This window comes from Massilia sp. Leaf139 (assembly GCF_001424165.1).
In the GTDB taxonomy this organism is placed as follows: Bacteria; Pseudomonadota; Gammaproteobacteria; order Burkholderiales; family Burkholderiaceae_D; genus Telluria.
Genome location: NZ_LMOJ01000001.1, coordinates 1,336,596 through 1,349,445, shown reverse-complemented (window position 1 = coordinate 1,349,445; position 12,850 = coordinate 1,336,596). Strand labels below are relative to the sequence as shown.

13 protein-coding genes are annotated in these 12,850 nt (G+C 67.7%); 3 read left to right on the top strand and 10 right to left on the bottom strand.

Going from position 1 to position 12,850, the window contains the following annotated elements; genetic code table 11:
- Nucleotides 1–74: 74 nt before the first annotated feature.
- The 4 genes from ASF77_RS06005 to ASF77_RS05990 are packed head-to-tail and all read right to left on the bottom strand — an operon-like array spanning nucleotide 75 to nucleotide 1,833.
- On the bottom strand, nucleotides 75–299 hold the full coding sequence (locus tag ASF77_RS06005) for a hypothetical protein (protein WP_056335827.1): 225 nt from the start codon (nucleotides 297–299) through the stop codon (nucleotides 75–77).
- A gap of 12 nt (nucleotides 300–311) precedes the next feature.
- Nucleotides 312–1,250 (bottom strand): alpha/beta fold hydrolase, encoded by a 939-nt coding sequence (locus ASF77_RS06000; protein ID WP_056335824.1) that lies wholly within the window; start codon nucleotides 1,248–1,250, stop codon nucleotides 312–314.
- The gene (locus tag ASF77_RS05995) at nucleotides 1,247–1,450 is read right to left on the bottom strand and encodes a helix-turn-helix transcriptional regulator (RefSeq protein ID WP_056335821.1); all 204 of its coding nucleotides are present in this window, start codon (nucleotides 1,448–1,450) and stop codon (nucleotides 1,247–1,249) included. Before ASF77_RS05995 ends, ASF77_RS06000 begins: the two co-directional genes overlap by 4 nt.
- Nucleotides 1,447–1,833, bottom strand: coding sequence for a hypothetical protein (locus tag ASF77_RS05990; protein WP_229445251.1), 387 nt, complete (start codon nucleotides 1,831–1,833; stop codon nucleotides 1,447–1,449). Before ASF77_RS05990 ends, ASF77_RS05995 begins: the two co-directional genes overlap by 4 nt.
- A gap of 147 nt (nucleotides 1,834–1,980) precedes the next feature.
- Between ASF77_RS05990 and ASF77_RS05985 the strand changes: the two genes are divergently transcribed.
- On the top strand, nucleotides 1,981–3,222 hold the full coding sequence (locus tag ASF77_RS05985; RefSeq protein ID WP_056335818.1) for a TIGR03862 family flavoprotein: 1,242 nt from the start codon (nucleotides 1,981–1,983) through the stop codon (nucleotides 3,220–3,222).
- Nucleotides 3,223–3,254: 32 nt separating this feature from the next.
- Here ASF77_RS05985 and ASF77_RS05980 read toward each other — a convergent pair whose 3' ends face one another.
- The 6 genes from ASF77_RS05980 to hpnC all read right to left on the bottom strand — a co-directional run bounded on the left by ASF77_RS05980 (nucleotide 3,255) and on the right by hpnC (nucleotide 8,201).
- Complete coding sequence (locus ASF77_RS05980) at nucleotides 3,255–4,058, bottom strand: GIN domain-containing protein (RefSeq protein WP_056335815.1); 804 nt, start codon at nucleotides 4,056–4,058, stop codon at nucleotides 3,255–3,257.
- A 37-nt stretch (nucleotides 4,059–4,095) separates the two neighbouring features.
- Nucleotides 4,096–4,845, bottom strand: coding sequence for a DUF1700 domain-containing protein (locus ASF77_RS05975; RefSeq protein WP_056335812.1), 750 nt, complete (start codon nucleotides 4,843–4,845; stop codon nucleotides 4,096–4,098).
- Between the two features lie 3 nt (nucleotides 4,846–4,848).
- A complete protein-coding gene (locus ASF77_RS24615; protein WP_200934127.1) occupies nucleotides 4,849–4,998 on the bottom strand; it encodes a hypothetical protein in 150 nt (49 codons plus the stop codon).
- A gap of 45 nt (nucleotides 4,999–5,043) precedes the next feature.
- A complete protein-coding gene (gene hpnE / locus ASF77_RS05970; protein WP_056335809.1) occupies nucleotides 5,044–6,483 on the bottom strand; it encodes a hydroxysqualene dehydroxylase HpnE in 1,440 nt (479 codons plus the stop codon).
- On the bottom strand, nucleotides 6,470–7,303 hold the full coding sequence (gene hpnD / locus ASF77_RS05965; RefSeq protein WP_056335805.1) for a presqualene diphosphate synthase HpnD: 834 nt from the start codon (nucleotides 7,301–7,303) through the stop codon (nucleotides 6,470–6,472). The genes hpnE and hpnD overlap by 14 nt, the downstream gene beginning before the upstream one ends.
- 88 nt (nucleotides 7,304–7,391) lie before the next feature.
- Nucleotides 7,392–8,201: a squalene synthase HpnC gene (gene hpnC / locus ASF77_RS05960; RefSeq protein ID WP_056335802.1), complete on the bottom strand. Its 810-nt coding sequence runs from the start codon at nucleotides 8,199–8,201 to the stop codon at nucleotides 7,392–7,394.
- Between the two features lie 170 nt (nucleotides 8,202–8,371).
- Between hpnC and ASF77_RS05955 the strand changes: the two genes are divergently transcribed.
- Complete coding sequence (locus ASF77_RS05955) at nucleotides 8,372–9,511, top strand: efflux RND transporter periplasmic adaptor subunit (RefSeq protein ID WP_229445249.1); 1,140 nt, start codon at nucleotides 8,372–8,374, stop codon at nucleotides 9,509–9,511.
- Nucleotides 9,508–12,594, top strand: a complete 3,087-nt coding sequence (locus tag ASF77_RS05950) for an efflux RND transporter permease subunit (protein WP_056335799.1) — start codon at nucleotides 9,508–9,510, stop codon at nucleotides 12,592–12,594. The genes ASF77_RS05955 and ASF77_RS05950 overlap by 4 nt, the downstream gene beginning before the upstream one ends.
- Nucleotides 12,595–12,850: the final 256 nt, after the last annotated feature.

Sequence of the window (12,850 nt, the reverse complement as noted above, 5' to 3'; positions counted from 1 at the left end):
ACTGATGAGTATCGCGCCTGCCGCGGACGGCAGGCTTCGGGGGCGTCAAGGAGGATGATTCCTAGAAAAGGAACTTATTTCCGGTCGAGCGTGTCGCAGACGCCGCAGGCTAGCCCGCGCTTGGTATTGCGGTAGCGGGCGCCGATGAACAAGGCCGAGGCGACCGCCGCCCAGGCCAGAGCCGACGGCCAGGCCCGTTCGAATGTCTCGCCGCTGGCCAGGTCGATGATGGTCAGCAGGGCGAACATCGAGACGACGGCGAACAGGTACTGCGTGATCCAGTGGCGCAGTGGGGGCATGGTGTGTCTCCTTTACAGGGTTTTCAGGAATCGGCGCAAGGCGTCGTGCACCGCGCCAGGCTGGTCGATCATGGCGAAGTGGCGCGCGTTGTCTATCTGGACGACTTCCAGCTTGGGGGTGCCGGTCATCAGTTCCCGATAATACGCCAGCTTCTCGCCGGCGGACATCCCCGTCGCAGCGGCGTCCGGGCCGTAGGTCGGCGCCATCAGCATGACCGGCGCCTGGATCTTCGGCAGGCCGGCACGCAGGTCGCGCGCCAGGACGGCGCCGACATAGGCGGCGGCCGCGGCCGGGTCGCTGCGCGCGGTGAGCTGGGCAAGGTCGTCGGCCTTGCCCATGTCGACCACGCCGATGGTGCGCATGTACTGGCGCTGCTGGGCCGCGAAAGCCTGGGGCGTGGCCGCCGCCATGCGCTGGCGCATATTCTCGGCCATGGCGCCGCGCTGCTCCGGCGGCGTGTCCTCGGTGCGCGGGAATACCGGCAGGCCGTCGATGGCAACCGCGCCGCCGATCCGGCTTCCCAGATCCTGGGCCAGGGCGATCGACAGGGTGGCGCCCACGCTGTGCCCGACCAGCACCGGCTTGACCAGCCGGTTCGATTCGATCAGCTGGGTCAGCGCCGCCTTGGCCGCATCGAACGGGTCGCCCGCCACCGCCGGGCGGCCGTCGAAGCCGGGCAGCGTGACGACATACACCGTGTGGCTGCCGGCGAACTGGCGCACCGTCTCCTGCCACACCCAGCCGCCGCTGGCGAGGCCCGGGATCAGGATCAGCGCCTGCCTGCCGCTGCCGTAGCGCTCGACCAGCATGCCCTGCAGCTCGAAGTGGCGTTCGGGCAGGACGGTGACGGCGGCGAAGCGGTTCTGGGTGGCGGGGGCAGGGGCGGCGGTCTGGGCCAGCGCCGGCACGGCGCTCGCGACGAGCAGGGTGAACAACAAGGATGCTTTCATACTGGCTCCGGGTCGGGGTTGAAGATCGATTCGATCGGTTGCTGAAACAGGCGGGAAATCGCAAAGGCGAGCGGCAGGCTGGGGTCGTAGCGGCCGTTCTCGATGGCGATCACGGTCTGGCGCGACACGTCGAGCAGCTCGGCCAGGTGGGCCTGGCTCCAGCCGTGCTCGGCGCGCAATTCCTTGATGTGGTTGTTCATCGGTCGAGCAGCTTGCGCGCGACCTGCACCACGACCACCGACAGGCAGAGCACGATCCAGACGGTGAACATCGACAGGCGCGGATAGCCGGCCGTTTCGAGGAAGCCGTAGCTGAAGGTCAGGCCGGCCGTGATGGCGGCGCCCAGCGAGACGTTTTCCAGCAGGTGCTTGCGCACATATTCGTCGGCGCGCCGGATCTGGCGGGCGATGGCCCAGATGCCCAGGCCGAATCCCAGCATGGGGCTGAGCAGGACGACGGTGCGCAGCAGGCCGGCTTCCATCGGCCGGCCGAACCGGATCGCGGCCATCAGCAGGATGGTGTACAGCGCGATGGCGCCGAAGAGTTCCCGCATGTAGATCTTTGCATTGCGTTTTTCGTGCACGATGGTCTCCTGGATGTAAAGTGAACTTTACTGTAAAGTATGCTTTACATCGTAGGCTAGGCCGAAAGTGATGTCAAGTACCCTTTACATTTTCTTCGGCCGCGTGTTCTGCACTACAATGCGCGTCCTTCCCTTATCGTCGCCAGCATGTCTTCTACCGTACCCGTACCCCGTCGCGTCGCCGTCATCGGCGGCGGCCCCGCCGGCCTGATGGCCGCCGAAGTCCTGGCGGCGGGCGGCGCCGAGGTCGACGTCTTCGACGCCATGCCTTCGGTAGCCCGCAAATTCCTGCTGGCCGGGAAGGGGGGCATGAACATCACCCATTCCGAGTCCTATGCCGACTTCGTCGCCCGCTACGGCGCGCGCAGCAGCGAGGTCGAAGCCTGGCTTGCCGCCTTCACGCCCGGCGACGTGCGCGCCTGGATCCATGGGCTCGGCATCGACACGTTCGTGGGCACCTCGGGCCGCGTCTTCCCGACCGACATGAAGGCCGCGCCCCTGCTGCGCGCCTGGCTGCACCGGCTGCGCGAAAGCGGCGTGCGCTTCCACATGCGCCACCGCTGGCTGGGCTGGGACGGCGAGGCACTGCGCTTCGCCACGCCCGTGGGCGAGACCACCCTCGCTTTCGACGCGGTCGTGCTGGCCCTGGGCGGCGCCAGCTGGGCGCGCCTCGGTTCGGACGGCGCCTGGGTGCCGCTGCTGGAAGCGCGCCGGGTCGATGTCGCGCCGCTGGTGCCGGCCAACTGCGGCTTCGACGTCGACTGGACGCCGCATTTCAGCGAGAAGCATGCGGGCGCGCCGCTCACCACGGTGGCGATCGAATACACCGGTCGCAGCGGAGAACGCGCACGGCGCCAGGGCCAGTTCGTGGTCACCGCCGGCGGCATCGAGGGCAGCCTGGTGTACGCGCTGTCGAGCGTGCTGCGCGACCAGATTGCTGCAGGCGGCGAGACCACCATCTGCCTGGATCTGGCGCCGGATCACGACGCGGCGCGGGTATTTGCCGAGGTGACGCGTCCGCGCGGCGCCCGTTCGATGTCGAGCCACCTGCAAAGCCGGCTCGGGATCAAGGGGGTGAAAGCGGGCCTGCTGCGTGAATGCCTGGCGCAGGCGGACTACCTGGATGAGGAAACCCTGGCCGCGAGCATCAAGGCGCTCCCCCTGACATTGAAACGTCCGCGCCCGATCGACGAGGCGATCAGCAGCGCCGGCGGCGTGCGTTTCGAATCCATGGACGAACATGGCCAGCTGCGCGCTCTACCGACGGTCTTCGTGGCGGGCGAGATGATCGACTGGGAGGCGCCGACCGGCGGCTACCTGCTCACGGCCTGCTTCGCCAGCGGCCGCGCCGCGGCGCGCGGCGTGCTGGAGCTGCTGAAGCCTCAGTGACCGGACTCAGTGATCAAACTCAGTGATCGAACTCAGTGATGAAAATGCACGTCGCCGCTGCCGGTGCGGCTGACGCTGCGCTCGGGCGGATTGCCGTGGACGTCGACGTCGCCGCTGCCGCTGACGGCCGCCGCCACGGCGGCGCTGGCCGTCACGCTGGCGTTGCCGGAGCCGGTCTGGCGCACCTTGACGTTCTCGGCGCGCAGGCGCTGGGCGTCGAGGGTGCCGGAGCCGTTCGACATCGCCTGGAAGCTGCGCGCCGCGCCTGCGATCGCGATCGTGCCGGAGCCGGTCAGCTCGGCCTCGACGCTGTCGCCGTTGCCGGCGTCGAGCGTCAGCTGCCCGGTGCCGTGCACAACCGCCTTCGCCTGGCGGTAGCGGCCGTTGAAATCGAGGCTGCCGGAACCGTTCAGCTCCACTTCGATCGCCTCGCCCGAGAAGCCGTTGACGCGGGTGTCGCCGCTGCCGTCGACGCCGACCCGTTCGAGCGCGGGCAGGGTGAGTTCGACTTCGATCGGCTGGCGGTGGCGCAGCACGATGCCGCGCGTGCCGATGCTCAGCACACGGCCGTTCTGGGTCGTTTCGACATTCGCCAGCAGTCGCTGTTCGCCGCGCACGGTCAGGGCCGGCTGGGCGCCGTAGCGCAGGGTAAGGTCGATCGGGCCGCTCAATTCCACGGCGCGCACCTGGCGCGTGACCTGGCGCGTCTCTTCGCCGACGATGCGCGCATCCAGGCGCGCGCTGCCACCCTGGGCGCGCAGGGCGCCGTAGGCCAGGCCGATCAGGACGAAGGCGAGAACCAGCAGGCCCAGGCCTACGCGCAGGTAGGAACGCATCGCTTCTCCTCAGGTAAGCTCACTTGGGTAAGCTCTATTAACTGCCGCGCAGCAGCGACATGTTCATTTGCAGGTAGCGCTTGACGCCAAGGGCGGCGTAGCGCGTCACGGCGATCGACACCAGGAACAGCACGATCCCGCCCAGCACCGCCGACACCCCCAGCACCGTTTGCGTCGCGCGCGACTCCTCGTCCATATCGGACGAAATGCGGATGCCGTCGACGGCCACGGGTGGGCTGGTCGCGCCGTCCACGTCGCCGCCTGCTTCCGCTTCGCTGCTCACCTCGACCCCTCTTTCGTCGATGCGCACGCGTGTGCGTACGTTCTCGTTGCCGATCTCGCCGCCGATGTCGTTGATGATCTCGCGCAGCGGCCCGCCCAGCACCAGTTCGTTGGCGCCGGCCAGGCCGGTGGCGGTGATCGCGATGCCGCCGACGTAGAGCGCAAAGGCGCAGGCGTAGAGCGCGGCCAGGAGCGAACCGAAGACGGCGGCCGGGATCACCATGAACAGGTTGAAGATCAACAGGCCGAGCACCGAGACGAACAGGCGCACCAGGTTGGCCGGGTTCTTCTGCTGGGCGAAAGCGCTCATGTGGGCGTTGGCGCGCAGGGTCAGGGCGACCTTCTTTGGATCGTCCAGCTCGGCCGCGATCTCTGTTTCAGGTTGCCCGGCGGCGATGCCGTCGACGAAGCGCTGCTCGTACCAAGCCAGGGTCTTCGCCTGCAGCTCCGGCGGCAGGCCGAGCATGGCCCGCTTGAGCGCGTCGAGGTAGTCGAGCTTGCCCATCGTTCAAGCGTGGCCGACGGCGAGCATCGACAGCAGCGCCGGGCCGGTGGCGTTGGTGCGCGCGCCGAGGAGTTCGGGAGCGACCAGCACCAGGGTGCTGGCGGCGACGAGGGCCAGCAGGAGCAGGGTGCGCAGGCCGAGTTGGGGTGTCATGGCGGTGTCCGGTGAACAGTGAGTGTGGCAGGGTATTCGATGGGACTACTGTACGGATCCGGCATGTCTCTTGCCAGCGGCATGCGACAAGCTGCCGTTTCCGGCGCTTGAACTGCCGCCACGCAGGATGACCGCGGCCGCGGCCTGGCCGCTGCGCACGGCCGACTCGAGGGTGGCGGGGTAGTTCGCGTCGCCTTCACTGGCTGTGTAGTCGCCGGCCAGCACCAGGCCGGGCAGGGCGGTGGCATTGGCCGGACGCGCCAGGCCCGGGGTGCAGGCGAAGGTGGCGCGCTTTTCCGTGATCACCCGGCTCCACTGCGGGGCGTCGAGTCCGAGGCCCGGGAAGGCGGCGCCCAGCTGGGCCGCGCAGGCGCGCGCGAGTGCTTCCTGATCCAGCGCCGCGGCGGCGCCGGCGGCGCTGATCACGACCGCCAGCAGGCCGGCCTGGTTGGTGTCGAGCTGGCCGCGGTCGAACACGAACTGGCCGAAGCGTGCCTGGCCAGGGGCGTCGAGCAGGGCGTACAGCGGATGGGGCAGGCGCAGGCCGGGGGCGTATTGCAGGTAGCAGGTGGCGATCGGCTCGTACTCGAAGGCGGCCAGCTGCGCGGCCTGGTCGGCGGTTTCGGACAGCGGCGCGAGCAGGGCGCCCGTCTGCGCCGGCGGCGTGGCCAGCACGACCGCATCGAATTCTCCGCGCCAGGCGCCGCCGAGGGCCTGGCCGGCCGCGTCCAGTTCCCACTTTCCGGCCGCCGGCGTCAGCGCCGTCACCTTGGCGCCCAGGTGCACCTTGCCGCCGTTCGACGCCAGGTAACGCCCGGCCGCCTGCGGGAACAGGGCGCCCAGGTCGAGGCGGGGAATCAGCATGTCGGATGCGGATCGCCTGGCGCCCAGGCTGTCGCGCAGTACGGCGAGGAAGACATTGGCGGAGGCGCGCTCCGGCGCCGTATTCAGGGCCGCGAGGCAGAGCGGATGCCACATCAGGCGCTGCACGCGTTCGGTCTGGCCGAAGCGCTCGAGCAGGGTGCTGACGCTGACGTCGGTGTCGAGCCGCCAGCCCATCCATTTGGCGGCGCTCGAGAACTGCGCCAGCGCCTTCTTGTCCTCGTAAGCCAGGCCCTTGGCGCGCAGCAGGCCGACCAGCATGTGCCAGGGCGCGGGCAGGCGCGGCGCGACCAAGTCCATGCCGCCGGCGCCGGGCGGATAACGCATCTGCAGCGGCAGGCGCAGGATCGCCTGGCCTGGTTCGACCCCGACGCGCTTCAACAGTCCCAGGGTTTGCTTGTAGGCGCCGAGCAGGATGTGCTGGCCGTTGTCGAGCACGCGGCCGTCGACTTCGACCTGGCGCGCGCGTCCGCCCAGGGTGCGCGCCGCCTCGAACAGGGTGACTTGCGCGCCGCGCCGCGCCAGTTCGACCGCCGCCGCGCAACCGGCCCAGCCGCCGCCGACAACGGCGACGCCGAGGCCACTTCCTTTAGTTGCGGACATAGGTCTTCCACGCCAGCCAGAGCTTGCGCAGGGGCGTGAGCGAGATGCGCTGGTTCAGCACGTGATAACCGTCGCGCGCGATCTCGTCGAGCAGGGTGCGGTAAATGGCGGCCATCATCAGGCCGGGCCGCTGGGCGCGCCGGTCTTCCTTCGGCAGCAGCGCCAGCGCCTCGTCGTACATGGCCTGGGCGCGTTCGGTCTGAAAGCGCATCAGCGCCTCGAACTTCTCGCTGTGCTTCGCATTCATCAGGTCGGCCGCCGTCACGCCGAACTGCTGCAGCTCGTTCACGGGCAGGTAGATGCGGCCGCGGCGCGCGTCGTCGCCGACGTCGCGGATGATGTTGGTAAGCTGGAAGGCCAGGCCCAGCTTCTCGGCATAGGCCAGGGTCTGCGGATTGGCGTAGCCGAAGATGCTGGCCGAGAGGATGCCGACCACGCCGGCGACATGCCAGCAGTACTTGCGCAGGCCTGGATAGTCCAGATAGCGGCTCTGGTCGAGATCCATCTCCATGCCATCGATGATCGCCTGCAGGTGCTGCTCTTCCAGGTGGTAGACGTCGAGGTGGGGCTTCATGGCCTGGGTCACCGGGTGCGTCGGCGTGCCCTTGTACATGGTCGACACTTCGGTGCGCCACCAGGCCAGCTTGATGCGGGCGAGCGAGGCGTCCGTCGCTTCGTCGACCGTATCGTCCACCTCGCGGCAGAACGCGTACAGGGCCGTGATCGCACGGCGGCGCTCGGGCGGCAGGAACAGGAAGCTGTAATAGAAGCTGGAACCGCTCTGGACAGTCTTTTGCTGGCAGTATTCGTCAGGAGACATGTAAAAAAGGCAATATTAGGCGATGCGAATCCGCTATCTTAGCCGATGCGCGCCATGGCCGGGCCGCTGTGCCCGCCTTTTTAGCCAATTACATCCGGATTGCGCGCCAGCCCATCACCAGGTAGTCCGGCTTGCCCAGCTGCGGGCGGCGCCGGAACACGTCGTAATCCGCCGCTTCGATCCGCTCCAGGATGCGCAGGCCGCCCTGGATCACCAGGCGCAGCTCCCAGCCGATGCGGCCGGGCAGGCGCGTGGCCAGCGGCGCGCCGGACAGCATCAGCGCCCGTGCGCGCTCCACCTCGAAGGCCATCAGGGCGCGCCAGGCCGGGGTATCCGTCCCGTTCGCGATGTCGGCCTCGGTCACCCCGAAGCGCTGCAGGTCTTCCTGCGGCAGGTAGATGCGGCCCTTGCCGATGTCGACGCCGACGTCCTGCCAGAAGTTGATCAGCTGGAGGGCGCTGCAGATGGCGTCGGCGTCGCGCAGGTTGGGCGCGCCGCCGACGCCGTACAGGGCCAGCATCAGGCGTCCGACCGGATCGGCCGAGCGGCGGCAATAGTCGAGCAGGGCGGCGTAGTCCGGGTAGCGGGTGGTGACCACGTCCTGGCGGAAGGCGGAGAGCAGGTCGCGCAGCGGCTGCAGCGACAATCCGTGCCGGGCGACGACGCCGGCCAGGCGCACGAACATCGGGCGGTTCGGGGTGCGGCCGGCGGCAATGTCGTCGAGGGCGGCCTCGTACTCGGCCAGGCCGGCCAGGCGTTCGGCGGGCAGGGCGTCGCCCTCGTCGGCGACATCGTCGGCGCCGCGCGCGAAGGCATAGATGGCTTCCACGGCAGGCACCAGGCGGCGCGGCAGGAGGATGGAGGCAACGGGGAAGTTTTCGTAATGATCGACGGCCATGCGACTGAAATGACCAGTAGGTCATTTGCGAAATGTATTTGCAACATTATAATTGCCGCGCTTGAGTAGGCCGAATTGCGCTGATAATGATGCCGATAATGACGCAGACAAGCTTGACGACGGCCGTGCCGCCGCACCTGTCCCATGCCACGAATTCAAGGAAGAACACCGTGTCCACTTCGACCCGACTGAACCGCAGGCTGGCCGCGCCGGCCCTGCTCCTGTGCGCGCTGTTGCTGACGGCCTGCTCGAAAGAGGAAGCGAAACCGGAGCCGGTGCGCCCGGTGCGCGCCGCCGTGTTGACGGAGGGCGCCGCGGGCGCCAGCGCCGATTTTTCGGGCGAGGTGCGCCCGCGCATCGAATCGCGCCTGGGCTTCCGGGTGGCCGGCAAGATCACGGCGCGCGAGGTCGACGTCGGCAGCGCCGTGACACAGGGGCAAACGCTGATGCAGCTCGATCCGCAGGATCTGAAGCTGGCCGCGAGCCAGGCCCAGGCCAGCCTGCGCGCGGCCGAGACCAACCGCGATCTCGCCAACGCCGACTACAAGCGCTACCAGGAACTGCGCGCCAAGAATTTCGTCAGCCAGTCGGTGCTCGACACCAAGCGTGCCGCCCTGCGCGCGGCCCAGGCCGAAGCCGACGCCGCGCGCGCGGCCTTCCGCGGCCAGTCGAACCAGGCGGGCTATGCCAGCCTCGTGTCCGACATCGACGGCGTCGTCACCGGCATCGACGCCGAGGTCGGCCAGGTGGTCACGGCCGGCACCCCGGTGGTGCGCGTGGCCCGTACCGACGAACTCGATGTCGTGATCGGCATTCCGGAAGACCGTGTCGGCGACCTGCGCAAGGCCAATTCGGTGACGGTGCGGATGTGGGCGGCGCCCGGCGCGGCGATTGCCGGCCGCGTGCGCGAAGTCTCGCCGGTGGCCGATCCGGCGACCCGCACCTATACCGCCAAGATCGCGATCCCGCCGAGCCCGAACGTGCGCCTGGGGATGACGGCGGCGGTGCAGGTGGCGTCGAAGGATGGCGGCGGCGGCCTGCGCGCGCCGCTGACGGCGCTGCACCACGAGAAGGGCGTGACCGGCGTCTGGCTGGTCGAGAACGGCGCCGTGCGCCGCGTGCCGGTGAAGATCGTCGGCCAGGCCGGCAACGACGTATTGTTGGGCGAGGGCGTGAAAGCCGGCCAGACCGTCGTCACCGCCGGCGTCAACCTGCTGCGCCAGGGCCAGAAGGTGCGCATCCTGACCGCGGACGTGGCGCGCCGCGACGACACCGAGGCCGCGGCATCCGGCGCTGGGGCGCCGAAATGAGAGGGTTCAATCTCTCGCGCTGGGCGCTCGAACACATTCCCCTCACGCGCTACCTGATCGGCGCCTTGCTGATCGGCGGTATCCTCGGCTACAACGTGCTGGGGCAGGACGAGGATCCGCCGTTTACCTTCCGCGTGATGGTCGTGCGCGCCATCTGGCCAGGCGCGACCGCCGTCCAGATCGCCGAGCAGGTCACCGACAAGCTCGAGCGCAAGCTGCAGGAAACGCCGTACATCGAAAAGATCCGCAGCTTCTCCAAGCCGGGCGAAACGACCATCCTGGTCGAATTGCGCGAATCGACGCCGCCGAAGGACGTGCCCGATTCCTGGTACCAGGTGCGAAAAAAAATCGGTGACATCGCAGGAACCCTGCCGCAGGGCGTGATCGGCCCCTTCTTCAACGACGAATTCGGCGACACCTACGGCTCGATCTTCGCCCTCTCCGGCGACGGCTTCACCTATGCCGAGATGAAGGACTACGCCGACTTCGTGCGCCAGCAGCTGCTCGCGGTGCCGCTGGTGGCCAAGGTCGAACAGTTCGGCGTGCAGAACGAGAAGATCAACATTCTCTTTTCGAACAAGAAGTTCGCCCAGCTGGGCGTGCCCTTCGAGCAGATCGTCAACCAGCTCGCCACCCAGAACAATGTCGAGGCGTCCGGGGTACTGGTGACGCCGACCGACAACCTGCAGGTGCGCGTCACCGGCGCCATCAAGACCGTGAAGGAACTCGAAGACCTGCAGCTGCGCGCGGGCAGCACGACCTTCCGCCTGGGCGACTTCGCCACCGTCAAACGCGCCTACCAGGATCCGCCGCAGGACAAGATGCGCTTCAACGGCAAGGAGGTGATCGGCCTGGGCGTGTCGATGGAAAAGGGCGGAAACATCATCAAGCTGGGCGAATCGCTGGAGAGCACGGTCGAGCGCATCCGCGCCCAGCTGCCGGTCGGGATCGAGCTCGAACGCGTGTCGGATCAGCCGCGCGCCGTCACGGCCTCGGTCAGCGAATTCATCCGCACGCTGATCGAGGCGGTCTTCATCGTCCTGGCCGTCAGTTTCCTCGCGCTGGGCCTGCACACGAAGCCGAAACTCTCGCTCGACGTGCGTCCGGGCCTGGTGGTGGCGCTGACCATTCCGCTGGTGCTGGCGATTACCTTCCTGTTCATGCGCATGCTCGACATCTCGCTGCACAAGGTCTCGCTGGGCGCCCTGATCATCGCCCTCGGCCTGCTGGTGGACGACGCCATTATCGCGGTCGAAATGATGGTGCGCAAGATGGAGGAGGGCCTGTCGCGCCTGGAGGCGGCCACCTATGCCTACACCTCGACCGCGATGCCGATGCTGACCGGCACCCTGATCACGGCGGCCGGCTTCCTGCCGATCGGCCTGGCCAAATCGGCGGCGGGCGAATACACCTTCTCGATGTTCTCGGTGAACGCGATCGCGCTGCTGGTGTCGTGGGTGGTCGCCGTCACCTTTACGCCCTATATCGGCTTCATCCTGCTGAAGGTGAACCCGCATGGACAGGGGCATTCCGAGCACGATGTCTTCGATACGCCGGGCTTCCGGCGCTTCCGCGGGGTGGTGAGCTGGTGCGTGGAGTTCCGCAAGACGACGATCGTGGTCAGCCTGCTGGTGTTCGCGCTGGGCGTGTTCGGCTTCAAGTTCATCGAGAAGCAGTTCTTCCCGGATTCGAGCCGGCCGGAGCTGATGGTCGAGATGTGGCTGCCCGAGGGGACGAGCTTTGCCGCCAACGAAGCGCTGGCCAGGAAGTTCGAAGCCTTCGTGCGCAAACAAGAGGGCGTGGAAAGCATCACCAGCTATGTCGGCACCGGCAGCCCGCGCTTCTATCTGCCGCTGGATCAGATCTTCCCGCAGTCGAACGTCTCGCAATTCGTCGTGCTGCCAATCGACGCGGCGCACCGCGAAACGCTCAAGGGCAAGATCGAAGAAGTGTTCCGCAACGACTTCCCCGAGGTGCGCGGGCGCGTAAAACTGCTGCCGAACGGGCCGCCGGTGCCGTATCCGGTGCAGTTCCAGGTGGCAGGGCCGGACATCGGCATCGTGCGCGGCGTGGCCGACCAGGTGAAGGACGTGCTGCGCGCGAATCCGAACGCGGTCGGCGTCAACGACAACTGGAACGAGTCGGTGAAGGTGCTGCGCCTCGATCTCGACCAGGACAAACTGCGCGCGCTCGGCGTCACCTCGCAACTTGTGCGGCGCTCTGTCCAGACTGTTTTGACAGGCACGACCATCGGCCAGTTCCGCGAAACGAACGAACTGATCGACATCGCCGTGCGCCAGCCGATCGAGGAGCGCTCGACCATCACGGTGCTGAAGGACATGAACATCCCGACCAGTTCCGGCCGCTCGGTGACCCTGGGACAGGTGGCGCGGGTCGACTTCGTCTGGGAGCCGGGCGTGATCTGGCGCGAGGGCCGCGAGTGGGCGATCATGGTGCAGTCCGACGTCGTGGCCGGCATCCAGGGGCCGACCGTATCGAGCCAGGTGGCCGAGCAGTTGGCCGACCTGCGCGCCAGGCTGCCGGCCGGCTACCGCATCACGCTCGAAGGCGCGGCGGCCGACAGTTCGGAAGCCGAGGCCTCGATCACGGCCAACGTGCCGCTGGTGCTGTTCATCGTCTTCACCCTGCTGATGCTCCAGCTGCACAGCTTCTCGCGCGCACTGCTGGTATTCCTCACCGGGCCGCTGGGCGTGGCGGGGGCGGCGATGGCGCTGCTGGTGCTCGATCGTCCCTTCGGTTTCGTGGCCAACCTGGGGGTGATCGCGCTGTTCGGGATGATCATCCGGAACTCGGTGATCCTGGTCGACCAGATCGAGCAGGACATCCGCGCCGGCGCCGAGGCCTGGGACGCGATCGTCGAGGCCGCCGTGCGCCGCTGCCGGCCGATTCTGCTGACCGCGGCGGCGGCGGCGCTGGCCATGATTCCACTGTCGCGCTCGGTGTTCTGGGGGCCGATGGCGGTGGCGATCATGGGGGGCTTGCTGGTGGCGACCGCACTGACCCTGCTGTTCCTGCCGGCCTTGTATGCGGCGTGGTTCAGGGTGAAGAAGCCGGTGCGTTGAGACGTTTTGGGGCGTTTCGATTCGCATGCGGCGGGACGCGGGCATGCCCGCCCTACGTTACGCCACTGTTCCGTGAACTTGCTACGGGGGGTGGTGCACCGTAGGGCGGGCATGCCCGCGTTCAGCCCTCGAATATCGGTGCAGCTGGCCAATAATCACGCCATCCGATATATGCATACCGACCAAGCCCGCACCGAATGAAAATTCACTCCTATAGTGTCAGAAAATCCAGTAAAATACCGGGTTGAAGTTGTAG